The following is a 24,071-nucleotide window of genomic DNA, read 5'->3' as shown; positions in this document are numbered from 1 at the left end:
ATGTTCTAAAAACTGGCACGAATACCAAGGCTGAAACCACGGCCCGGAAGCGGCGCATAGTTTTTAATAAACGAGCTGTGGGCGTACCCTAGCTCATTGGTTAGGTTTTCAGCTTTGAGGTAAATTGCAACGTCTTGGCCACCAAAGTAACCAGGGTAGTAATTCAGTTGTAGGTTTACTAAACCGAAACTATCGGTTGCATCTTCATTCACAGCAGTTCGGTTCTGCGCAAAATAGTAGGTGTAACCTATAGTTGCATCCCAATTTTCTTGCGTAAAAGTGCCGCTCAGGCCAAAGCGTTGAGCAGGAATACGTGGAACGTTTCCGCCACTGCTAAACACCGCGCGAGTATAATCAGAGAAACCATTTAAGCTCCAAGTTTGATTGAATACATAGCGGCCCGATAACTCGTAACCGTATAATTCCGCACTTTGTTGAGCGTGTTGGTAAACCGGTAATTCGCCAAAGTCGTGTTCATGATCGTGCTCATCTTCATGACCGTGATCATCGTGCTCACTGTGGAAAAGATCGGCATCTAATAATTCACTTGCAAAGCCCATGTTATTTAAATAGATGAAGTCATGAATTTTATTAAGAAACAAATTGGCATCGAGGTGCCATTTGTCGCCCTCAAAATGCATACCAAAATCGATATTCATGGAACGTTCTTTTGCTAATGCAAAATCAGCAAGTTCTAACTCGTAGGCATACTCATCATGACCATGGTCGGCGTGGTCGTCATGACCATGTCCATCGGTATCGTGCTCACCATGTTCATCGAGATGGTGAATTTGATACACACCACCCACTTCAAAGGTGCGCGTTGCAAAGTGTGCGCCATTCGCAAATAGTTCATTCGCACTCGGTGCGCGCTCGCTGTAGCTTACACTTGTCGATAATTTCAGGCCTTCGCTCACCTGCCAATTCATGCCGGTAGACGCGCTCAACGGCGTGTAATCCAACGTGTTAAAGTTCTCGCTATCGAGCTCTACTTGTTCAACGCGAGCGCCGAGTTCCCACGTAATATCACCAAAGGCACGCTCTGCTATCCAGAAAACACCTGCGGTGTCTGTATCGGTTGCCGGGGTATAAGCTTCTGAGCCAAAAGAGCTATATTCTTGTTGCGAAACTTGCGTGCCGATTGCACCACGCCATCCTGCAATAGGGTTGTGGCGAGCAATAATACGCAATTCGGTTTGCTCTAAATCAAAACCGGTTTCAACAAAAGCGCCTTCAATTTCTTGATGATTTAATTCGGTATATCCTACGTTAAAATCAATGCTCTCAAAGCCAGCGAATGGGTTGTTAATGCCGCTAATAAACTGAATTCGATCTTGTTTCATCCGGGCGAACACACCATCATCACCGTGCTCGTCGTGAGCATCATCAGCATGATCATCATGGCCATGTTCATCATGTTCATCATCACCGTGGGAATGTCCTGGAATACCATAATCACGTTCTAAGCGGCCGAAGGAGATTCCAGCGAAGCCGTCGTTAAAGAAATAACTTGCGCCTACAGTAGCGCCTTTATCATCGGTAAAACTATTTTCAATCTTATCTTCATGATGGTCGTCAGGCGTATGGAATTCTGGAACCCGAGTATCGTTGGCTTTGCGGTAAAAGCCATCAAGATGTAAGGCAAAAGCGCCTCGGCCTGCATTTAGATCGAAGCTGCCGCTGCGCTGGTCGGAAACGTTGTTATAACGAACCCCATAAGAACCTTCTAGGCCATCAATTGGCTGCCGTGGAACCCGATTATCAACAACATTCACCACACCACCGCTGGCGCCACTTCCAAATAATAGAGTTGAAGGGCCACGTAAAACTTCAATTTGCTGCGCAGTTGTGGCTTCAGTAGACACCGCATGGTCGGGGCCTCCACGAGAAATATCCGCTACATCTAAACCGTTTTGCACAACTTTCACTCGTGGCCCATCAAGACCACGAATAATGGGGCTACTCGCTGTCGGGCTATAGTAGGTTGCTTGCACGCCAGGCAGACCACGCAAAGTTTCCCCAAGCGTTGCGGCTTCATTGGCCCGGAGTGCATCACCATAGAGCACGTGAACGGGTTGGGCACTCTCTAGAGCTGTTCTTTGTAAAGCGGATGCGGTAACAATAATACGCTCGAAACTCTGTTCAGTGCTGCGTTCAGAGGCACGCTCACGTTGCGCTGTTGCGCGAGATTCATTTTCTTCGGTATCTTGTGCACTTGCGATTTGTGGGCTGAGCAATGCAGCAATGGCCAATGCTAATGGTGCTTTTTTGAACATCTTAATTCACCCGTGATTTGGTTTTACGTAGTTGGTTATCTTTTATGTGATAATATAACATTACATAATCTTCACGAAAGAAACAACCGTTTTTCTCATTGCTGCGATAAGAAGCAGATAAACTGAGATGATCATGTTAACTTTGGGTTACTTAAGTTAGCGTTCTGGCTTAAAGTGTAGGGTAGCGAAATTTCATTCGTAGAGCCCGCATGCGTTGCGCCAAAGTTGAACGGTGCAAGCCACAATAAATACAAGAATAATGGAAGCAATTATGAAGAAGCATTTTTTTAGTAACGCCTCTAAATCCAAGGGAGTTATTGGTGTTTTTGTTGCAGCTGCCTTACTAGCCGCTTGTTCGCCGCAGCCAGAAGCTGAGTTAGAAGTTGCAGCGCCAGCCGCCAACCCACGCTCGGTGCAGGCTCATTTAGAATTTCTTGCCAGTGATTTGTTAGAAGGGCGCGATACCGGCTCTCGTGGCCATGAAATTAGTTCACATTATATTGCCGCGCAATTTCAGGTAATGGGCCTGCAAGAAGCCGGTACTGACGGTTATTACCAGCGCGTTTCATTCCGCAGCGCTCGCCTTAGTGACAACGAACCAACGTTTACCGTAGATACCGAGAGTGGAACTCACGAGTTACAGTATCGGAAGCACTTCACAACCGGCGCAAATACAGCTGAAGAACTATCAGAAGTTTCTGCTGGCCTCGTGTTTGTTGGGTACGGTTTGGTATCGGAAACGTTCGGTATTAATGATTACGAAGGTGTTGATGTAGAGAACAAAATCGTAATTGCTGTAAGTGGCGGAACGCAAGGGCTACCTAGTGAAGAAGCAGCGCACTTGGGCGCGCAGAAACAAAAGCAAGCGGTAGAACGTGGCGCCGTAGGTTTTATCACATTACATACGCCAGAGCGCGAAGCCGTTCGGCCTTTTGAACGTGCTGTTTTATTTGGTGCTGGCCCGCGTATGCGTTGGTTAGATAAAGATGGCAACGCCCACGGTGAAGATAATCAGCTAAAAGGTAGCGCCTATGTTGATTACCGAGCTGCAGAGCCTATGTTCGCCGGAGCAGAATATACACTAGAAGATGTTTTCGCAGCCTTAGAAGCGGGTGAGCGGCCGCCATCGTTTGCATTAAATGCAACTGCCCACATGAGCCGTGAATCAATTTTCGAAGAAATCGATAGCCCGAATGTAATTGGAATGATTGAAGGTTCAGATCCTGAGCTGAAAAACGAGTACGTTATCTATACGGCACACTCCGATCATATTGGTTTGGCTCGTGATTTCACAACGTCCTCAAAAATTAATAATGGCGCTCTTGATAACGCTGCTGGTGTTGCGGTTATGCTTGAAACTGCGCGTATGTATGCTGAACAAGCGGCAGCAGGAAACCCGCCACGTCGCTCCATACTTTTTGCTGCGGTGACAGCTGAAGAGAAAGGGCTTTTAGGTGCGGATTATTTCGCCCACAACCCTACGGTGCCAATTGAAAGTATCGTAGCGAACGTAAACCTTGATATGCCCGTGTTATTGTATCCGTTTGCCGATATCGTTGCTTTTGGTGCAGATCATTCGAACTTAGGCGAAATTGTAGCGCGCGCTGCGGGTAAACATGATATCGCACTCAGCCCGGATCCAATGCCTGAGCAAGCTATTTTTACGCGCTCAGATCATTACACATTAGTACGCCAAGGTATTCCTGCGGTGTTCTTAATGACCGGCTTTACTTCGCAAGACGAAGATGAAGATGGTGGCGAAGTTTGGGGCCGTTTCTTTGCTGAGAACTATCACCGCCCGGGCGATGATTTGAAAACCCTCACGGAACAATATGGCGGAATTCGCTATGATTTCGGTGCACTTTTTACCGATATTAACTTCCAAATTGGTATGGAAATCGCAAATGCTGATGAAGCACCGTACTGGTTACCTGAGAGTTACTTTGGTAAGATTTTTGCAGCCGATTCTTCTGTTCGAGATTAGTTGAATGCCAAAAGATGCTCCTGTAGAGGATACATCCAAAGATGCCGGGAATTCTTCCGGCATCTTTGTTTTACATAAACAGTTAGAGAACGATTGTTTCAATGTGGGTAGCTTGCCTTTGTGCCAAGTGCTCATGATGAACGATCGGCAATACCCGTGGTTTATTCTGGTGCCGAAGCGGCCAAGTTTACGGGAAATTTATCAACTATCGATACCTGATCAGGCGAGCTTTTTACATGAATCGAGCTGGTTTGGGCAGATGATCATGGAAGAATTTAACGGTGAAAAACTGAACATTGGGGCGCTTGGAAATATGGTTTCTCAGCTGCATATCCACCACATAGTGCGCAATCAATATGATGCGTGCTGGCCTGCGCCAGTTTGGGGTAAACTACCAGCAAAACATTATTCAGTAGAGGATGCGGCTAAACGCATCGGATTGGTGGAAAAACGCTTGGCAACCTACCAACCGCCGCCCTCCGATTTTGATGAATTTATTATTGATGAATCCGATTTCGAAGCCTAAACCTTAGTTTAGGCTTTTTCAGTTTTAGGCTTCAATACTTTGTGCAATTTCTTCGAGAACTTGCATGCACCAATTTTGAATTCGTTCGTCCGAAAACTCGTATTGTGAATCTTCATCAAGTGCTAAGCCAACAAACTGGCTTTCATCTTCGGTAAGCGCTTTTGATGCAACGAATTCATAGCCTTGATTTGGCCAAAAACCGATACGATTGATTGTTCTGTTCGCATCGATTTCCGCAATAGCATCGTGCAACATGCCGAGGGCATCTTGAAACCACTCACCATAACCCTGCTGATCGCCCATGCCAAAAAGGGCAATTGTTTTATTGCTAAGATTTAAATCAGCGATTTCATCCCAATGGCTTTCCCAATCTTCCTGAATTTCGCCAAAATCCCAAGTGGATAGGCCAAAAATAAGAAAGTCGTATTGTTCTGCATTTTTCAGGGGAATATCTTTAATATTGTTTAGTTCGAGGATATCAGCACCGATAATGTCGCGCATTTTCTCTGCGGCTATTTCTGTATAGCAAGTGGTAGAACCATAAAATAAGCCAATGCGAAAATCACTCATGGGGTACCTTTATAAACAACACGTAGTAATGAACTTTAAGATGGAGCTTCGATTCCGCAAGATCATAGCAGATAGCGCTCGTGAACTCATTAAGCAAGCAACAATTAACCCTAAGCTACGCTGGAGTGGGTTGCTAAGATCAGCTACAATTGCCGCGCTTTTCGGGGTACAGAGGTTTGTTTCAGATAACGGCGAGAAGCGCAGTTGAATTTATCTAAGTTGTCGGCACATTGAAGCTGGCTATGGAATGAGGACATTATGGCGAACGAATTAACTACCTTAGCTGACTCACTCGAAGCGGTATTTGATGAAGCGGTTGTAAATGGTGATGATAACGAGCTGTTCGCCAGTGGTTATTTACGTGGGCATTTTGACCTCGTTGTGGCGCAGCTTGAATTACGCGGTGAAGAATCACCCGAGTTGTTATGGGAAGAGTTGCGCGCCGCATTAAAGAAAACCAAAGATGAGTTAAACCCGCAAGACCAACAACACGTTCAGAACATGCTGGAACGTTTGATTGCCGCTAGTTAATCTACCCATATCGATTGTTTGCGAATTGCTGCTCGCTCAGCGAAGCGAATAGGTTTCAGTGCATCTACAATCCGCGCCGTTGCCGGTAACGGCAATGCTTCTACTTGGGCCGCTATGAGCTCTGCCGCTAGAGGTGCACTCGTTAAACCTCTAGCGCCGAGGCCGCTCAGAATCCAAAGATTTGGCCATTCATCTAAATTCTCATTGGCGAACCGAGGTGCTCGCCCAGCTAAAGGCAAATGATCTGGGGTTGTTGCTCGTACGCTCGCTCTGCTGTTGGCGATCCATTGCTTCGGAAGTGCAAAGCCAAAATCTTTTTCTAGCTGATTTAAATTTTGCTTGTCATCTTGCGCATCAAAAATGGCCTCATGGCGGCTTTTATCGAACGTGGCGCCAATACAGCAGGTGCCTTCGGTTGCGGGCGTAATGTAACCATTGTGGCAAAGCACTTGTGTTAATTTATTTAGCGGATGGTCCTTTGGTATCGAAAGCTGAGTTATCTGCCCGCGAACCGGGCGAATAGGTACTAACGCTTGTGGTAATAATGAAGCGCTACGTTCACCTCCGGCGATGATAACCTGATCGGCTTGGTATTTATTGTTCTCGGTTAATAAAGCCCACGGTTTTCCGGCTACGCCATTTTGTGTATAGCCCACTTCTTGAATGCTGGTTATCGGGCAATTGAATTTTTGTTCGAACTTGCGCCCCAAAGCCATGCGGTGCTTTCGTACCTGTTCAAAAAGCTCAGATACTAAGGTTTTCGCTGGCACCCAACCGGCCTTGGGTAGCAAAAGCGAAGCTGAAGGGAGTTCTAAACTGGCACTTTGCGATGCTTGCGCTCGTGTTTGCGGTAACCAAATATCGCTCGGGTAAAGCGCTCGAGCTCTGATGCTACGAATTTTAATGTGTTGGGCCGCTGTTTTACTGAGTTGCTGTACACCGGTTTCGTGCCAGCAGCTAGGTGCTGCGCTGCGATATAACTGGCGCGCATATTCATGAGCGTGGCTAAAAAAATCTGCGGTAGGCGTCCACTGTGCTTGCAGCAAAGGGTATACGGCGCCCTGCGGGTTTCCAGAAGCGCCAGCTGCAGGGCCCGAAGCTGCTGAAAAAACGGTAATATCTTTCACTGAATTTTTCAACGCATACGCTAATGAGGCGGCTGCTATACCGTCACCGATAATGGCTATGGATTCTGCAGGTAGATTCTTTGGCAGCCCCAGTTTGTAAATGGTGCCATACAGCATTTCCCTTTTTTTGCCGAATCCGGGAGCTTTTTTGATGTGTAATCCTGCGCGAATAAGGCCTCGTCGCACATCGCCGGTAGCGCTGAAGGTTGCAAGTGTTGCCTGATTCGCCATACTGACCGAAATAGCTTGAAAAAGCTCGGGCTGCCACATCTGCGGGTTTTTTTGAGGTGCGAACCCATCTAAGAACCAAGCATGCACTGTGCGTTTATGGCGTTCTACCCATTCAGGTAGTGCTTCATTAACATCTGCGAAATATAGGTCGAGTGTAATTTGTGGGTGTAAATGCAAGCGCTGTAAACCCGGTAATAACGGTGGGTATTGGCGAAGCAACAGCTCGCTTAGCATTTGAAATTGTGGCCAATAACTGAGTATTTTTGCTAAATCCGCGTATTTCAGTGGATACTTTTCAAAGCTCACAAAATAAAGATGCGCGTTTTTCGGCGCTGTGCGAAGAAATAAATCGGCCGCCAAAAGAAAGTTTAGGCCGCTGCCGAAACCTGTTTCAGCAATTAAAAATTGTTCATGATCCGCAAGTTGCGAGAAACGTGTGGTTAGATCGTTATGATGAATAAATACGTAATTGCTTTCAGCTACACCATCTTTGCGGGAAAAGTAGATATCATCGAACAACCTAGATTCAGGAGTACCTTGTTGGTCGAAGTGGATATCGGCATAATGCAACGATGGATTAGCGTTAGCAGATGTCATATTTAGCCTTGTTCGGGAATGTTAGTCAGCAGACCACTTAAAGAGTGCATTTTCGTTTTCGTCGGGACAAGGTATGATACCGGAAATTTATTAATAGGATAGATTCAATGAGACGAGCAGTCGTAACCGGAATCGGAATTGTATCAAGCATTGGTAACAACCAGCAGGAAGTATTGGCTTCGTTAAAAGAGGGTCGTTCAGGCATCACTCGTTCCGAGCCATTTGCAGAAATGGGTTTGCGTTGCCAAGTTTGGGGTGATTTAAAAATTAATGTTAGTGAGCATATCGATCGTAAAGCCTATCGCTTTATGGGTGATGCTGCTGCTTATGCTTATATTGCACTCGAGCAAGCAATTGCTGATGCGGGCCTTACCGAAGCTGAAGTTTCAAACGAACGTACAGGTTTGGTGGTTGGCTCAGGTGGTGCGTCAGGTGAGCACCAAGTAGCGGCTGCCGATACGCTTCGCGAAAAGGGTGTTAAACGTGTAGGGCCATATATGGTTCCGCGCTGTATGGCGTCTACTACTTCAGCATGTTTGGCAACACCGATGAAAATCAAAGGTGTGAACTATTCTATTAGCTCAGCATGCGCTACCAGTGCCCATTGTATTGGCCATGCTTTAGAGCTCATTCAATTAGGTAAACAAGATCGTGTGTTTGCCGGCGGTGGTGAAGAATTGCATTGGACACTTGGCATGGAATTCGATGCCATGGGTGCATTAAGTACCAAATATAACGATACGCCAGAGAAAGCTTCTCGCACTTATGATGCCAACCGCGATGGTTTCGTGCCTTCAGGTGGCGGTGGCATGCTGGTGATTGAAGAACTTGAAACCGCTTTAGCGCGCGGCGCCACCATTTATGGTGAAATTGTAGGTTACGGAGCTACATCAGATGGCTTCGATATGGTTGCTCCTTCAGGTGAAGGTGCGGTGCGTTGTATGAAGATGGCCATGCAAGATCTAGATGCGCCAATTGATTACTTAAATACTCATGGAACCAGCACACCAGTGGGCGACGTGAAAGAGCTTGAAGCGATTCGTGAAGTGTTTGCCGATAACACGCCGCTAATCAGTGCTACTAAAGCAATGACAGGGCACAGTTTGGGTGCTGCCGGTGTACATGAAGCGATCTACTCATTATTAATGATGAAAGAGAGCTTTGTAACACCTTCAATCAATATTGAAGAACTTGATGAAAAAGCGGTTGGCATGAATATTGTTCGTGAACCAACGCCAAAAAATCTAAATGTTGTGATGTCGAATAGCTTTGGTTTTGGTGGCACAAACGCGTCGTTAGTGTTCCGCAAATACCAGTAAGTAAACTTCGTTTTTTGTTTAGAAGCCGTTCCGCAAGGAGCGGCTTTTTTGTTTTACTTCAGCGTGATTTCCCATATTCGTTATAATCGGCATAATGTTCACAGCATTTAGCGCGCTCAGATTAGGCTTTTGGCAAAAGGAACAAAGAATGAATTTTTTAATCGACAAGAACCTACCTGCAGCACAAGAGCTGCTCTCCGAATACGGTGAGCTGCATTTTTTTGAGGGGCGAGAATTACCTTCAGAGTTGCTTGCGGAAGCGGAAATATTGTTGATTCGTTCTGTTACCCAAATTAGCGAAGCAATTCTTTCCCAAGCACCAAAGTTAAAATTTGTGGGCACAGCTACCATAGGTACCGATCACGTTGATTTAAGTGCGCTCGCGGCACGAAATATAACGTTTGCGAACGCGGCTGGTTGTAATGCTGTAGCTGTGGGGGAGTATGTTTTAAGTGCTGCTTTTGCGGTTGCTCATGAACATCAGCTTACACTGCAGGGGAAACGAGCATTAATTGTAGGGGCTGGAAATACGGGAAGTGAAGTGGGCGCACGTTTGTCAGCGCTTGGTATGGAAGTAGCCTATATTGATCCCATAAAACAAGAAGCTGGCGCTGATGTCGAGTTCAGTGATTGGCAGCAACTGCATCAGTTTGATTTGATATCGTTGCATGTACCGATGCAGAAGCATGGTGAATATACAACCTGGCATTTACTCGACGCTGAGCGAATTAATCGGCTAAAACCCGGCACGTTACTCGTAAATGCTAGCCGCGGTGCCGTTGTGGATAATCAAGCCCTTTATCAGCGCTTGCAAACTCAAGACGACATCTATGTTGTTCTTGATGTTTGGGAGGGCGAACCCGATGTATTAACTGAATTGGTGGCGCTCGTAGATATAGCAACACCGCATATTGCAGGGCACAGCATTGAAGGGAAAATACGCGGCACTTATCGATTATATACGCAGTTGCATGCGCATTTTGGTTTCGCAACACCGATACTACCGGAACGGAATGTGCTACCGGGATTTTGCGATGAGGAAATTTATGTGGCGAGCGATTATACCGAGGCTGACATTGGGCAATGGGTGCAGAAAGTGTACCCGGTAGTTCAGGACGATAGTAGCTTTCGACAAAATGGACTTACCGCACTAGGCTTTGATAAATTACGTAAAGAATATGCGTTACGGCGTGAGTTATGGAGCCAAATACTGGTTTGTTCTCCTAACTGCTCAGGAAAGCAACAGAAACAGCTGGAAGCACTGGGTTTTAGTATTCGAGCAGCGTAGAATAACTACGTTTTCGCGTTGAAAGCGCACGGCGTGAGTATTCCGCTACAATAAATTCATGATGTGTAGCACGAGCTGCACGGGTTATAAATTTCGAGGTTTATAAATGAGCATTGAAGTAAATGTTGCGGTATTGGGTGCCACTGGATTAGTAGGCAAACAAATGATCGAATGCTTGGAAGAGCGTGGTTTTCCGGTAAAGCAATTGTTTCCGCTTGCGAGTAGCCGCTCCGCGGGCAAAGAAGTTAGTTTTCGTGGCGAAGACATCGTCGTTGAAGATGCTGAAACCTTTGATTGGAGCCAAGTTGAGATTGCTTTCTTTTCGGCAGGTGGCAGTATTTCTGAAATCTATGCTCCCCGCGCAGCAGATGCTGGCTGTGTTGTGATCGACAATACGAGCCAATTTCGTTATCAGCCAGATGTTCCTTTGGTAGTGCCTGAAGTAAATGCGCACGCTATTGCAGAGTTTCGTAACCGTAATATTATTGCCAACCCTAATTGTTCGACCATTCAAATGTTGGTGGCTCTGAAGCCTATTCATGATGAGTTTGGTATTGAACGGATAAACGTGGCTACCTATCAATCTGTATCCGGTTCTGGCGCATCAGCAATGGACGAGCTGGCACAGCAAACATCGAAGTTGCTGAATGGGTTGCCGGCAGAGCCAGAAGAGTTTAGCCGACAAATTGCTTTTAATGCGATCCCACAAATCGATGTATTTTTAGAAAATGATTACACCAAAGAAGAAATGAAAATGCATTGGGAAACGCAAAAAATATTCGGTGATGAGAGCATTATGGTGAATGCTACTGCTGTTCGTGTTCCGGTGTTTTTTGGTCATGCTGAAGCGATTCATTTAGAAACGAGATTACCTATTGATGTTGAGCGAGTGAAAGCCTTACTTGAGCAAGCAGAGAGTGTGGAATTGCGTGAGTTGAATGCTGAATTCCCAACCCAAGTTACTGATGCTTCAGGAAAGGATACGGTTTTTGTTGGTCGAGTGCGCAAAGATTTTACGCACCCGAATGGATTAAATCTTTGGGTTGTTGCCGACAACATTCGCAAAGGTGCGGCAACTAACAGTGTTCAGATTGCGGAGCATCTATTGCGCGATTACTGGTGATATAGAAAGACACCATATGAGCGCAACGTGCTTCAAAAGCTGAGTGATTCGTTTAAGTGGCAAGCTGTATTCGATGCCTGTTCAGTGCATCAGAGCGAGCTCAATGAGCAAGCAGGGACAATAAAAATGATAAGCATGCAACAGAAAAAAACTAATACCGGCCGACCATCGCGAACGAATGTGATGGTGATGTTACTACTAGCAGCATTCGCTTTTTCTGTTCCAAGTTGGGCGAGTGTATCGCAGACAGCGGAAAGCGATAGCTCAGAAGCAGGCACGCAGCAAACTTATGGGCCAATAACCAAGCGCGATACCGTATGGTTTATCGCTAACCGGATTCATCCAGACCGCAGTGTTAGCATTTACCAAACGATGGCCGCGCTTGTTGATGCGAATCCAGAGTTGTTTCCTGAAGATAACATTAATCGCCTGGAAACTGGGGTAACGCTGAATGTGCCATCCGCCACCGATATTCGTGCTCAGGACGCAGAGCGTGCGCGCGAACGCATGATACCTGTCCTAGGTGGTGAATTTGCCGCCGCTGCGCTAGCGGGCGAAGCACGCGTTGATGTAGATGAACTGCGAGCTGAGCATGCGGAAGCCCTAAGTGCAGTGGAACAACAATTGCGTGATACGGAACGGAATGTTCGCAATCTTAACCGCGAGAATAGTGAATTGCGGGCACAAATAGCTGATTTGGAAACCGCGTTGAGCGCCGCTGAATCAGCATCGGCAAATCGAGAAGATACTCAAGCTCCACGCCAAGAAATTATTCGGGAAACCCAAGTGGAAACCGTGTATGAACCAAGCATGGCGTGGTTTATGAGCTGGCCAGGAATTGTTATTCCGCTGGCGTTTATCGGTTTGATTCTTGCGTTTTTAGTTGTGGCATTGCGTAAAAATGTACCGAGTAAGGGAGTTGATTCTCCGCATAAAGCGGCAACGGCCGTTCATTTGACGGAACCTGAAGAGTCAGACGGCGTTGAAACGAATGCACAACTTAGCGCTGATACGCATGAACACCCGGAGCATTCAAAAGAGCAAGTAGAAAGCTATCGCGAGATATCTGATATTTTAGATGAAGCAGAAGCAGACGCAGATGCCGATAGTGATTTTGATGCCGGGCAAACAAAAGAGGAAGCAGCGCAAGCTCAGCGCGAAGAGCTGGCGGCGCAAATAGACTTAGCTAGGGCATATTTGGAAATGGGCGAGCTTGATGAGGCTATAGCAGCACTTGAAGAAGTAATGCCGGTAGCCGATAGCGCGTTACAAGCTGAAGCTGAACAGTTAATGGAAAAGATCAAGGAACAAAAGTAGATAATGCGAATAGCGCTCGGAGTAGAGTACGATGGCCACCGTTATTTTGGTTGGCAGCGTCAACAAGCAGTACCAAGCGTACAAGAATGTTTGGAAAAAGCGATTAGCCAAGTAGCGGATCACCCGGTAGCCGTTACTTGTGCTGGCCGAACCGATGCAGGTGTACATGCAACCGGACAGGTGGTTCACTTTGACGTGACTAGTGTGCGTGACGATCGCGCTTGGACACTGGGTGTAAATGCGCTGTTACCCGATGATATTGCGATTCGTTGGTATGCCGAAGTTGGAGATGAATTTAGTGCTCGATTCAGTGCTACGGCTCGACGATATCGGTATGTTATTCAGAATTCACCACTGCGTCCGGGAGTTCTCAAACAGGGCATAACGCATGTCTATCATGCCCTTGATGCTGAGCGAATGCATGAGGCTGCGCAAGCCATTTGTGGCGAGCATGATTTCACCTCATTTCGCGCTTCCCATTGTCAATCGAATACCCCTTTTCGCAACATTCATTTTGTTGATGTAAAACGTATCAGCGATTTTATTGTTATTGATATTAAAGCGAACGCGTTTGTTCATCATATGGTGCGCAACATCGTGGGCTCATTAATTATCATCGGCCAAGGTGAGCAACCGGTAAGTTGGATGTCCGAACTTCTCGCTGCAAAAGATCGGAAACTCGCAGCGGCCACAGCGAAACCAAACGGGTTGTATCTTGTAGATGTGATTTATCCGAAAGAATTTGGCATCCCGAAAGTTCCGATAGGGCCATTATTTTTACCAGAACGGCTTGCGGATTTGAGTAAATAGGTTGGTAGCGCAATAGTTTTGCGAACGGAGCCTAGTGTTTAGACCACTTCTTGCTGCACTATCGGCCGGGTTTGTGCTTTAATGTATACCCTTAACCGGTGATTTAACATAGACGATACTAACTGTATCGGGAGACATTAGGTTCTTATGAGCTGGATAGAACGAATTCTTGCTAAGCCACAATCAAGCAAAAAGAAAAACATTCCGGAAGGGGTGTGGAGTAAATGCGAAGGTTGTGAAGCTATTTTGTACCGCGCTGATTTAGAGCGCCATTTGTATGTATGTCCTAAATGTGGCCATCATATGCGGTTATCTGCACGTGAGCGTTTAGCGGCATTCTTAGACCCAGATAACCAAGAAGAAATTGGCGCGGATCTTGAACCACAAGATAGGCTCAAGTTTAAAGATACAAAGAAATACAAAGATCGGCTAGTTGCAGCGCAAAAGGCAACGGGTGAGAAAGATGCCTTGGTTGCGATGAGCGGCAATTTAAAAGGTATTCCAGTTTGCGTTACTGCCTTTGAGTTTAAATTTATGGGCGGTTCTATGGCTTCGGTTGTTGGTGCCCGTTTTGTGAAAGCGGCTGAAGTTTGTTTAGAGCGGAAGATACCTTTGGTGTGCTTTTCTGCATCCGGTGGTGCGCGTATGCAAGAAGCGCTTTTATCGTTAATGCAAATGGCGAAAACATCAGCTGCATTAGCGAGAATGAGTGAAGAAGGGTTGCCCTTCATCTCCGTATTAACCGATCCAACAATGGGTGGTGTGTCTGCGAGTTTAGCGATGCTCGGTGATGTGAATATTGCCGAACCTAATGCGTTAATTGGTTTTGCGGGCCCTCGGGTTATTGAACAAACCGTACGTGAAACGTTGCCGCCAGGATTCCAAAGAGCTGAATTTCTACTCGAGCATGGTGCTATCGATATGATCGTTGATCGTCGAGAAATGCGCGATCGGATTGGTGGATTATTGGCTAAAATGCAGAACTTGCCGAGCGTAAACCCGGAAATTGAAACATCTGCTGAGTGAGCCAAAGCGTTGAAAACTTCCCCAGAAGTGCAGGCTCAATGGAGCCTGCAGCAATGGCTTGAATATTTAGAAAGTATACATCATAGGCCCATTGATATGGGCCTTGATCGTGTTCGTTTGGTGGCTGAAAAATTAAAGCTGTTGCATCCGAAAGCCACAGTGTTCACGGTAGGTGGAACCAATGGTAAAGGCTCTACAGTTCGCTACCTTGAACAAATTTGTTTAGCCGCTGGGCTTTCTGTCGCCACTTACACTTCCCCTCATATGTTGCGTTACACCGAGCGTGTTCGTTTAAATGGTAACGAACTACCTGAGCGTGAGCATGTGCGTGCTTTTTCTGCCATTGAAGAAGGCCGCGGTGATACTAGCCTTACGTATTTCGAATTCGGCACGTTAGCGGCCATTTGGTTGTGCCAACAACATTTACCGCACGTTATTATTCTTGAGGTAGGCTTAGGTGGTCGATTTGATGCGGTTAATATTATTGATGCCGATGTAAGTTTAGTAACCAGTGTTGGTGTAGATCACATAGAGTTTCTAGGTTCTGATCGCGAACAAATTGGCTTTGAAAAGGCGGGGATCTATCGCGCCAAAAAACCTGCTATTTGTGGTGATACGTCGCCTCCTATCAAGTTAATCAACTACGCAAAAGAAATCGGCGCAGATCTGTGTTGTGTTGGGGTTGATTTTAACGCTGCCCGGCAGCCAGATACGGCTTATTTTGATTTTCATGGTCCACGTACTGATTGGCAAAATTTGCCCATGCCGAGTTTACCGTTCGCAAACGCATTGACTGCGCTTGCAGCCATCCAACTTAGCAATCTAAACATTAGCGCAGAACATGTATCCATAGGCTTAGTAAAAGCCCAGTTACCAGGCCGATTTGAACTCATACGAGCCAACCCTACGGTTATTTTTGATGTAGGGCATAATCCTCATGCTGCTCAATATCTGGCGCAAACGTTGCAAGATAAATTTGCAAACAAACGCATCGTTGCGGTTTGTGGCATGCTGAAAGATAAAGAGCATAGAGCAACGCTCGAGCCCTTGCTTGCCGTTATCGAACATTGGTATCTTGCATCATTGTCAGGGGTAAGGGGGATTCCTGCTCAGACACTAAGGGAATCGTTGCCGGCAACGGCAAAAGCTGATTGTTTTTCTGATCCTATCGCTGCATTTACACAAGCGGAAGCTGACGCTGGTATTGATGATGTTATAGTGTGTTTCGGATCATTCCTTACGATTGCTGCGTTATATGAGCAGCTTACCCAATCAAGTGATTAAAAGAGGTAGTAAAGGTGGCGAGTCAATTACAGAATCGAATTGTGGGTACGTTAATCGTCATTGCGTTAGCTGTAATTATTTTACCGGATCTACTATCGGGTAAAAACTACAACCCTGAGGAAGAGTTTCAGGTGAGCCCACTGCGGCCGCAAGCAAACTCAGAAATGACAGCCCCAGAATTTCCCGATGATTTTTCTGAGCGCGCGGAAAGAGAACCGAACGTGTATGTTGAAGATAACGATTTTGCTGTACAAGAGCCGCGCGAAGCTAGCCCGATTCAAGTGGGTTCGGCTGATAACGAAGAAGATGAATCTGCCGCAACAAACGTAAATGAAGGCTGGGTTATTCAACTTGGTGCGTTCCGTAATGCTGAACGTGTTGCCGAAATTGTAGCTGAGCTGCGTTCCGAAGGGTATTCCGCGTATAGCCGCAATACCCAAAATAGCCAAGGTGATGAGCTTACACTTTTACTCGTAGGGCCGGATGTAAACGCTGCTCGATTAGAAGAGCAATTACCTCGTTTGCAAGAAATATCCGGTCTATCGGGACGCGTTGTTGAATATCGTCCGGCGCAGTAAAAAGCAATCAAATAAACTGCGAGCACGTGCGTGTTTCTTCTGATAGAATGCGCGAAAATTCCACTATGGCGGGCTAAATTATGGAATGGATCGATTACGCAATTATTGCAGTGATAGCTTTATCTATCATTGTGAGCCTGGTTCGTGGCTTCGTTAAAGAAGCACTTTCGCTTGGTGTGTGGATTGCCGCTTTTTTCATTGCCAGCCAATTTTACCTCGAACTTGCCGCTTATTTTACTCGAATTGAAGATACCATGCTTCGGAATGGTGCAGCGGTAGCGGTGTTGTTTATTGCCACCTTGATTGTGGGTGCATTAATTACCTATTTCATCAGCCAGTTAGTAGAAAAAACTGGCCTGTCCGGCACGGATCGTGTGCTGGGTTCTGTTTTCGGCGCTTTGCGTGGGGTGCTCATTGTTAGCGCACTACTTTTTGCTGCTGATACATTTACGCCAATGGCCGAGAATGTTTGGTGGCAAAACTCGCTACTTATCCCGCATTTCAGCGTTTACATTCAGTGGTTCTTTGAATATCTACAAAATACTTCTAGCTTTTTGCAGCCGGAATAATTAACGAGAGGTTTGTGCATGTGTGGTGTTGTCGGAATCGTAGGGAATCAACCAATTAATCAGGCGCTCTACGACGGACTGACGATGCTGCAGCATCGAGGGCAAGATGCTGCGGGTATCATGACGATTGATGGCCAAACACTGCGTTTGCGCAAATCGAATGGTTTAGTTCGTGACGTGTTTCATACTCGCCATATGCGTCGCTTAAGTGGCAACATGGGTATAGGCCATGTTCGTTATCCTACCGCCGGCACTAGCAGCTCAGCAGAAGCGCAGCCTTTTTATGTAAACTCGCCATTTGGTATTGCTATGGCACATAATGGCAACCTTACGAATGCTGCAGATTTACAGGCGGCTTTGTTTGAAAAAGCCCGCCGTCATATCAATACTTCTTCAGATTCAGAAATTCTTTTGAATATTTTTGCTTATGAATTAATGGAAAGTAAGCAGCTTGAGCTTTCAAAAGATGAGATTTTTTCTGCGGTTGCGCGCGTGCATGAACAGGTTCGTGGTGCATATGCTGTGGTGGCGGTGATTATTGGCCATGGTTTGGTAGCTTTTCGCGATCCCCATGGGATTCGGCCATTAGCTCTAGGCAAGCGCGAAACACCGCAAGGCACCGAATATATGGTGGCATCTGAAAGTGTTGCGATTGATGGTACTGGGTTTACCTACGAACGCGATGTTGAGCCTGGCGAAGCCATTTATATTTCTGAACAAGGCGAGTTCTTTAGCCAGCAATGTTCGCAACAGCCGGTACATAACCCATGTATTTTTGAATACGTTTACTTTGCTCGTCCCGATTCAACGATTGATGGCGTTTCTGTTTATGCAAGCCGTATCAACATGGGCCGCAAGTTAGGCGAAAAAATTCAGCGCGAATATTCACACTTAGATATTGACGTGATCGTACCCATCCCAGAAACCGCTTGTGATATCGCCTTGGAAATGTCTCGGGTGTTGAACATTCCATATCGCCAAGGGTTTGTGAAAAATCGTTATATCGGCCGTACTTTTATTATGCCTGGGCAAACTCAACGCCGTAAATCAGTGCGCCGGAAACTAAATGCAATTACTGCTGAGTTTAAAGATAAAAATGTTTTATTAGTCGATGATTCCATTGTTCGCGGAACCACTTCAGAGCAAATTATTGAAATGGCTCGTGAAGCGGGCGCAAAGAATGTGTATTTTGCTTCTGCTGCACCTGAGATTCGTTATCCGAATGTGTACGGTATTGATATGCCAAGCGCAAATGAATTAATTGGCTTTGGCCGTGAAGCGGATGAAATCGGCGCTATAATTAAAGCTGATGGCTTGATTTATCAAGATTTAACCGATTTAATTGATGCGGTAAAGGGTGAAAACCCAAGTTTAGAAAGGTTCGAAACATCAGTGTTTAACGGTGAATACGTTACTGGTGATATAAATCAAGATTACCTTGATCGCTTAGATGCAGCACGGAACGATAATGCTCGAGCCGAAGATGATCAAGATAGTACTAACCCAGAACTTTATAATGAAGGTGATTGATGAAAGGATTTCGGTTTTTATTAGCGGTAGTATTATTTGTTGGGGCTGTGGGAACAAGTTCCGCAGAAATTTTATATCGTGCGCAATACGGTGAACAAACATGGTGGTTGCTCGGCACTATTCACGTGGGTGGAGAAGATACTAAATTATCGTCGCAGGCACGCAACGCGTTTTCTGAAAGCGAACGGTTTTGGTTAGAACTCACACCGGCTGAATTAGAAAAAGCTGGGCCATTACTATTTCAGCACGGATTTCGCAATGAAAAAATGTCCGCTAGCGTGGAACCAGCGCTGTGGAAACAAACAGAAGCTGCGTTAGCTGAATTTGAAATAGCGGCAGCCATGCTGGATAACATGAAACCTTGGTTGTTCGAGCTGATGGTAACTGTGCAAATAGCTATGGCGCAGGGCTTTGATGCTGAGCAAGGTTCGGAAATGCAGTTGTTAAAATGGGCCGAAGAATCAGGCATTGAGTTTGAAGGCTTAGAAACGGCTGAAGAACAAATTGCGTCGCTGCGTAGTGGTGCTGTTGAATCCGACACTGAGTTTCTAACAAGACTTCTCGATCAAATCGACCAAGGAGCGCTTGATACGGATAACTTGGCTGGTATGTGGATACAGGGCGATTTAGATGGTTTAACGGCGTTGATCCTTGAATCGATGAACGAAGAACAGCTAGATGCTCTGCTTTGGCGGCGAAATAATGCTTGGATGGCGCAATTAAAGCCGCTGCTTAATTCAGATGATAGCAACAGTTACTTTATTGCAGTGGGTGCCGGACATCTGGGTGCCGACCAAGGACTGTTACAGCTACTTACCGCAGAAGGCGTTGAGATTACGAATTACTCGAGTAATGCCCAACGCTGATAATGGTTCTTGTTGTGTTAAAAAAAAGCGGCTTTCGCCGCTTTTTTTGTGTTCGAGTTGCAATGCTTGAGGGTTAATCCTGTTGGAATGGATATACCGAGCCCAAGTTCATAATTTGTGTTAGTTCATCGAGTGCCGTGCGAGATTCAACGAGCAAGCTTGGATCAATTAAATCACTCACCGATAACTCATCTCGATAATGTTTATCTACCCATTGATTTAAGCGCGTGAACAATTCATCTGTGAGTATTACGTTTGGATTTACAGCCTCAAGCTCTTGATCATTTAACGCAACGCGCAAACGCAAACAAGCGGGGCCACCACCATTGCGCATACTTTGTTTCACATCGAAGTAACGCACTTCTTTAATTGGCGTATTACTTTGTACCAAGCTATCTAAGTATGCTTTTACACCCGGGTGCTCTTCACATTCGGTAGGCGCAATGATAATCATATACCCAGGCTTTAAAGTAACCAGCTGAGTGTTAAATAAATAGGTACGAACGGCATCATCAACACTGACGGCTGATGTTGGTACCTGAATAAAATGCATGGGTCGCCCGAGCTTAGCTTCTAGTTCGGCGAAGGCTGGTGCTGCATTGAGAAATGCTTGTTCGTGGTAAAACATTACGTTTTGGTTACCAACGGCAATAACGTCGTTATGAAATACGCCTTGATCGATTACATCAGGGTTTTGTTGCAGAAACACAACGTTATCATCGCTTAGACCATGTAGCCTAGCGATGGCTTCGGAAGCTTCAAACGTTTGCCGAGCTGGGTAGATCTTCGGTGCGGGCTTACTACTATCAAAAGCGTGGCGGCCATACACAAAAAGCTCAACACCAGCGTTGCCATAATCGCTGCAAAAACGCGTATGGTTCGCGGCACCCTCGTCACCAAAGTGTTCGTTGTCAGGCAAATGCTGATGGTGCTCAAAGAAACGGTTGTTTGCGAACATGGCTTGCAGAATTCTGCCGCTGGTTTGTGGTTCAAGTGAACGATGGAATTTATTGGTGAGGTTCGCCGGCGTGAAATGCACTTTGCCATTTTTTGTATCTGCGCTTGGTGATACGGTTGCAGCATTAGCGGTCCACATGCTGGAAGCAGAGCAACAGGCGCGGAAAATGGCCGGCGCTTCTTTTGCCGCTTTTTCCAATACGGCTTGATCACTACCACTAAAACCAAGACGACGAAGTGCATAAATATCCGGCCGCTCTTGTGGCGCTAAAACCCCTTGAACCAGCCCCATTTCTTGCAATGCTTTCATTTTTTGCAGCCCTTGCTTGGCTGCGGATTTCGGGCTAGAGGCACTTTTGGCATTACTTAACGAGGCTACATTACCGAACGATAGCCCTGCGTAATTGTGTGTGGGGCCTACCAAACCGTCGAAGTTAACTTCAAAATGCTGCATGATGAGATTGTGCTCCTAAATTTTTTACGCATTCAAAAATGCCATAACCTGGCGCCATTATACGCAACCTCACGCCGGTTAAAAGCCCGTTCTAGCTATAGGTATGGGGGAGCAAAGAATGGAATGCGTAACTATTCACTTATCTATCGATTTTAAGCTGATTTCATTTTTCGGGTTGTTTCTTGGCGTTAATCCCTATATATCTTAAAAAGGAGGGGTAATTGCTGAATCCCCTTGAATATTTATGTTTGAAGGTTTATACAGAAGCCCAAATAACTAGCAAACCATTCGCATCACTAATAAAGAGACATTGGATTTCATGGGTAAAGCACTAGTAATTGTCGAATCCCCCGCAAAAGCGAAGACGATCAATAAGTATCTCGGTTCCGATTTTATTGTGAAATCAAGTATTGGTCATGTTCGAGATCTGCCAACGAAAAGCGGCGCTAAGGCTCCAACTAAAGCACCATCTGAAGTTCGCAAAATGTCTGAGAAACAAAAAGAAAAGTATAAGCGGGAACGTGATTACTTGAACTTGGTATCACGCATGGGTATCGACCCAGAGCATGGCTGGGAGCCGCATTACGAAGTTTTGCCGGGCAAAGAAAAGGTAGTGAAAGAGCTTCAGGCTCTGGCGAAAAAAGCGGATACAGTTTATCTCGCAACGGATTTGGATAGAGAAGGGGAAGCCATTGCGTGGCACTTACGCGAGCTCATTGGAGGTAGCGATGATCGTTATCAGCGTGTGGTGTTCAATGAGATCACGAAAAAGGCTATTCAACAAGCTTTCTCAGAGCCAACAGAGCTTAATGTATCACGAGTAAATGCTCAGCAAACGCGGCGTTTTCTCGATCGCGTTGTTGGCTTTATGCTGTCGCCACTACTTTGGAAAAAGATAGCGCGTGGGTTATCGGCAGGTCGGGTGCAATCGGTTGCTATGCGTTTAGTGGTTGAGCGCGAACGCGAAATTAAAGCTTTTGTGCCAGAAGAATTTTGGGATTTACACGCTGATTTAAACGCACAAAATGAAGATGTTCGGTTTGTTGTTAGCCGCTATCGAGGCGAAAGCTTCAAACCGGTAAATGAAAAGCAAGCAATGACGGCCGTGAGCGCGCTTGAGAAAGCACGCTATGAAGTTGTTTCGCGTGAAGATAAACCTACATCAAGCAGAGCATCAGCGCCTTTTATTACTTCAACGTTGCAGCAAGCCGCGAGCACACGTTTAGGTTTTGGGGTGAAAAAGACCATGATGATGGCGCAGCGCTTATATGAAGCGGGCTACATCACCTATATGCGTACGGATTCAACGCATTTAGGGCAAGATGCGCTAAACAGCGTGCGTGGTTTTATTGAGAAAGAATATGGTAAGCCTTACTTACCTGAGAAACCTAATTTTTATGGCTCTAAGGCGAACGCACAAGAAGCGCACGAAGCAATTCGTCCTTCCGATGTGAAAGTACGCTCCAACCTGTTAAGTGGCATGGAGCGTGATGCTGAGCGTTTGTATGAGTTAATTTGGCGTCAATTCGTATCCTGCCAAATGACACCAGCAAAATATGATGCAAGCACCATCACCGTGAAAGCGGAAGATTACGAATTGAAAGCTCGTGGTCGCGTAATGCGTTTCGATGGTTGGACACGCGTGCAACCACCGATGAGCCGTAAAGGTGCGGAAGATACCCATTTACCCGATTTAAAAGAAGGCGCCGAGCTAAAGCTGATTGCTTTAGATCCTCAGCAACACTTCACCAAGCCTCCTGCTCGTTTTAGTGAAGCTTCGCTGGTAAAAGAACTTGAGAAGCGTGGTATTGGTCGGCCATCAACGTATGCATCCATTATATCAACCATCCAAGATCGTGGTTATGTACGGGTAGAAAATCGCCGTTTTTATGCAGAAAAAATGGGTGAAATCGTTACCGATAGGTTAACCGAGAATTTCCGTGATTTAATGAGTTACAATTTTACTGCGGAAATGGAACAACGGCTGGATGATATCGCTGAAGGCAAGCAAGATTGGAAAACGGCATTAGATGAATTCTATCGCGATTTTAAAGATACGCTGGAAATAGCTGAAGATAGCGAAGAAGCCGGCGGTATGCGCAGTAATCAAATGGTAGAAACCGATATTGATTGTCCGAAATGTGGGCGAAAAATGGGTATTCGAACCGCTTCTACCGGTGTTTTCTTGGGTTGCTCTGGTTACAATTTGCCGGTGAAAGAGCGCTGTACGCAAACCTTGAATTTAGTTTCTGGCGATGAAGCTGTGCAAGTTGCCGATGATGATGATGGTGAAGCGGAAGCACTCGCTTTGCGCGCGAAGAAGCGCTGTGAGAAGTGCGGCACAGCCATGGATTCATATTTACTCGATAAAGAACGTAAGCTGCATGTTTGCGGCAATAATCCAGTTTGTGATGGCTACCTTATCGAAAAGGGTACGTTTAAAATTAAGGGATATGATGGTCCGTTAATCGAATGCGATCGTTGTGGTAGTGATATGCAACTCAAAGCTGGCCGTTTTGGAAAGTACTTTGGGTGTACTAATGACGACTGTAAAAACACCCGCAAGCTTCTGAAAAACGGCGAAGCGGCTCCTCCTCGCGAGGACCCAGTGCATCTGCCTGAATTACCGTGTGAAAAATCGGATGCTTATTTTGTGTTACGTGATGGTGCTTCAGGTATCTTTATGTCGGCGAGTACTTTTCCCAAATCGCGGGAAACACGCGCGGTAACCGTAAAAGAATTACAGCGATTTCGCGAACGTTTGCCGCAGAAGTTCCACTACTTAGCGGATGCGCCGGCAGAAGATAAAGATGGCCGTGATGCAGTAGTTCGCTACAGCCGGAAGAATAAAATTCAGTACGTTATGACTGAAGAAAATGGTAAAGCAACCGGTTGGCAAGCACACTATGAAGGTGGCCGTTGGGTTGAAGAAGAAGGAAAATCCGCTTCAACAACTAAGAAAAAAGCAACAAAGAAAACAGTTAAGAAAACAACAAAACGTGTTGTTAAAAAGAAAACGGCGGCGAAGAACTAATCGGTAAACGCGTCATGTTTTCTCATTAAAAGTACTAGCCGATAGGACGTCGGCGTTCAGCAAAAGGAGTTTGC

General features: G+C 45.9%; 19 protein-coding genes. 15 read left to right on the top strand and 4 right to left on the bottom strand.

What is annotated here, in order from left to right; all coding sequences use genetic code 11:
• Positions 1-5: 5 nt before the first annotated feature.
• On the bottom strand, positions 6-2,276 hold the full coding sequence (locus CWE13_RS03990; protein ID WP_126806093.1) for a TonB-dependent receptor: 2,271 nt from the start codon (positions 2,274-2,276) through the stop codon (positions 6-8).
• Between the two features lie 271 nt (positions 2,277-2,547).
• Between CWE13_RS03990 and CWE13_RS03985 the strand changes: the two genes are divergently transcribed.
• Together CWE13_RS03985 and CWE13_RS03980 are read left to right on the top strand one after the other, a co-directional pair.
• On the top strand, positions 2,548-4,260 hold the full coding sequence (locus CWE13_RS03985) for a M28 family metallopeptidase (RefSeq protein ID WP_126806091.1): 1,713 nt from the start codon (positions 2,548-2,550) through the stop codon (positions 4,258-4,260).
• Positions 4,261-4,264: 4 nt separating this feature from the next.
• A complete protein-coding gene (locus CWE13_RS03980) occupies positions 4,265-4,786 on the top strand; it encodes an HIT domain-containing protein (RefSeq protein WP_126806089.1) in 522 nt (173 codons plus the stop codon).
• 24 nt (positions 4,787-4,810) lie between these two features.
• On the opposite strand, the gene fldB is transcribed toward CWE13_RS03980, so the two are convergent.
• Positions 4,811-5,356, bottom strand: a complete 546-nt coding sequence (gene fldB, locus CWE13_RS03975) for a flavodoxin FldB (RefSeq protein ID WP_126806087.1) — start codon at positions 5,354-5,356, stop codon at positions 4,811-4,813.
• 258 nt (positions 5,357-5,614) lie between these two features.
• Here fldB and CWE13_RS03970 point away from each other — a divergent pair, with 258 nt between their 5' ends.
• Positions 5,615-5,887 carry a YfcL family protein gene (locus CWE13_RS03970; RefSeq protein WP_126806086.1) on the top strand — a complete coding sequence of 91 codons (273 nt, stop codon included), beginning with the start codon at positions 5,615-5,617 and terminating at the stop codon, positions 5,885-5,887.
• On the opposite strand, the gene mnmC is transcribed toward CWE13_RS03970, so the two are convergent.
• Positions 5,884-7,842, bottom strand: coding sequence for a bifunctional tRNA (5-methylaminomethyl-2-thiouridine)(34)-methyltransferase MnmC2/FAD-dependent 5-carboxymethylaminomethyl-2-thiouridine(34) oxidoreductase MnmC1 (mnmC, locus tag CWE13_RS03965; protein ID WP_126806084.1), 1,959 nt, complete (start codon positions 7,840-7,842; stop codon positions 5,884-5,886). The two genes, CWE13_RS03970 and mnmC, sit on opposite strands and share 4 nt — an antisense overlap.
• 107 nt (positions 7,843-7,949) lie before the next feature.
• On the opposite strand from mnmC, the gene fabB reads away from it, so the two are divergent.
• The 11 genes from fabB (at position 7,950) to CWE13_RS03910 (ending at position 19,552) form a co-directional block, all read left to right on the top strand.
• Positions 7,950-9,161: a beta-ketoacyl-ACP synthase I gene (gene fabB / locus CWE13_RS03960; protein ID WP_126806082.1), complete on the top strand. Its 1,212-nt coding sequence runs from the start codon at positions 7,950-7,952 to the stop codon at positions 9,159-9,161.
• A 148-nt stretch (positions 9,162-9,309) separates the two neighbouring features.
• Entirely contained in the window at positions 9,310-10,449 is a 1,140-nt protein-coding gene (locus tag CWE13_RS03955) for a 4-phosphoerythronate dehydrogenase (RefSeq protein ID WP_198677879.1), read from the top strand.
• 106 nt (positions 10,450-10,555) lie between these two features.
• Positions 10,556-11,572 (top strand): aspartate-semialdehyde dehydrogenase, encoded by a 1,017-nt coding sequence (locus CWE13_RS03950; protein WP_126806079.1) that lies wholly within the window; start codon positions 10,556-10,558, stop codon positions 11,570-11,572.
• Positions 11,573-11,698: 126 nt separating this feature from the next.
• The gene (locus tag CWE13_RS03945; RefSeq protein WP_126806077.1) at positions 11,699-12,889 is read left to right on the top strand and encodes a FimV/HubP family polar landmark protein; all 1,191 of its coding nucleotides are present in this window, start codon (positions 11,699-11,701) and stop codon (positions 12,887-12,889) included.
• A gap of 3 nt (positions 12,890-12,892) precedes the next feature.
• Positions 12,893-13,699: a tRNA pseudouridine(38-40) synthase TruA gene (gene truA, locus CWE13_RS03940; protein ID WP_126806075.1), complete on the top strand. Its 807-nt coding sequence runs from the start codon at positions 12,893-12,895 to the stop codon at positions 13,697-13,699.
• 147 nt (positions 13,700-13,846) lie between these two features.
• On the top strand, positions 13,847-14,725 hold the full coding sequence (gene accD / locus CWE13_RS03935) for an acetyl-CoA carboxylase, carboxyltransferase subunit beta (protein ID WP_126806073.1): 879 nt from the start codon (positions 13,847-13,849) through the stop codon (positions 14,723-14,725).
• 9 nt (positions 14,726-14,734) lie between these two features.
• On the top strand, positions 14,735-16,009 hold the full coding sequence (gene folC / locus CWE13_RS03930) for a bifunctional tetrahydrofolate synthase/dihydrofolate synthase (protein ID WP_126806071.1): 1,275 nt from the start codon (positions 14,735-14,737) through the stop codon (positions 16,007-16,009).
• A 14-nt stretch (positions 16,010-16,023) separates the two neighbouring features.
• The gene (locus CWE13_RS03925; RefSeq protein ID WP_126806069.1) at positions 16,024-16,587 is read left to right on the top strand and encodes an SPOR domain-containing protein; all 564 of its coding nucleotides are present in this window, start codon (positions 16,024-16,026) and stop codon (positions 16,585-16,587) included.
• A gap of 80 nt (positions 16,588-16,667) precedes the next feature.
• Positions 16,668-17,156, top strand: coding sequence for a CvpA family protein (locus CWE13_RS03920; protein ID WP_126806068.1), 489 nt, complete (start codon positions 16,668-16,670; stop codon positions 17,154-17,156).
• Between the two features lie 18 nt (positions 17,157-17,174).
• Positions 17,175-18,686 (top strand): amidophosphoribosyltransferase, encoded by a 1,512-nt coding sequence (gene purF, locus CWE13_RS03915; protein ID WP_126806066.1) that lies wholly within the window; start codon positions 17,175-17,177, stop codon positions 18,684-18,686.
• On the top strand, positions 18,686-19,552 hold the full coding sequence (locus tag CWE13_RS03910; RefSeq protein ID WP_126806064.1) for a TraB/GumN family protein: 867 nt from the start codon (positions 18,686-18,688) through the stop codon (positions 19,550-19,552). Before purF ends, CWE13_RS03910 begins: the two co-directional genes overlap by 1 nt.
• A 73-nt stretch (positions 19,553-19,625) precedes the next feature.
• On the opposite strand, the gene astB is transcribed toward CWE13_RS03910, so the two are convergent.
• Positions 19,626-20,963, bottom strand: a complete 1,338-nt coding sequence (gene astB, locus CWE13_RS03905) for an N-succinylarginine dihydrolase (RefSeq protein WP_126806063.1) — start codon at positions 20,961-20,963, stop codon at positions 19,626-19,628.
• A 319-nt stretch (positions 20,964-21,282) separates the two neighbouring features.
• On the opposite strand from astB, the gene topA reads away from it, so the two are divergent.
• Positions 21,283-23,997 carry a type I DNA topoisomerase gene (topA, locus tag CWE13_RS03900; RefSeq protein ID WP_126806061.1) on the top strand — a complete coding sequence of 905 codons (2,715 nt, stop codon included), beginning with the start codon at positions 21,283-21,285 and terminating at the stop codon, positions 23,995-23,997.
• The last annotated feature ends 74 nt before the right edge of the window (positions 23,998-24,071 follow it).

This window comes from Aliidiomarina shirensis (assembly GCF_003987345.1).
GTDB lineage: Bacteria > Pseudomonadota > Gammaproteobacteria > Enterobacterales > Alteromonadaceae > Aliidiomarina > Aliidiomarina shirensis.
The sequence above is the reverse complement of the archived record's forward strand: the minus strand, read 5'-3'. Positions and strand labels throughout refer to the sequence as shown.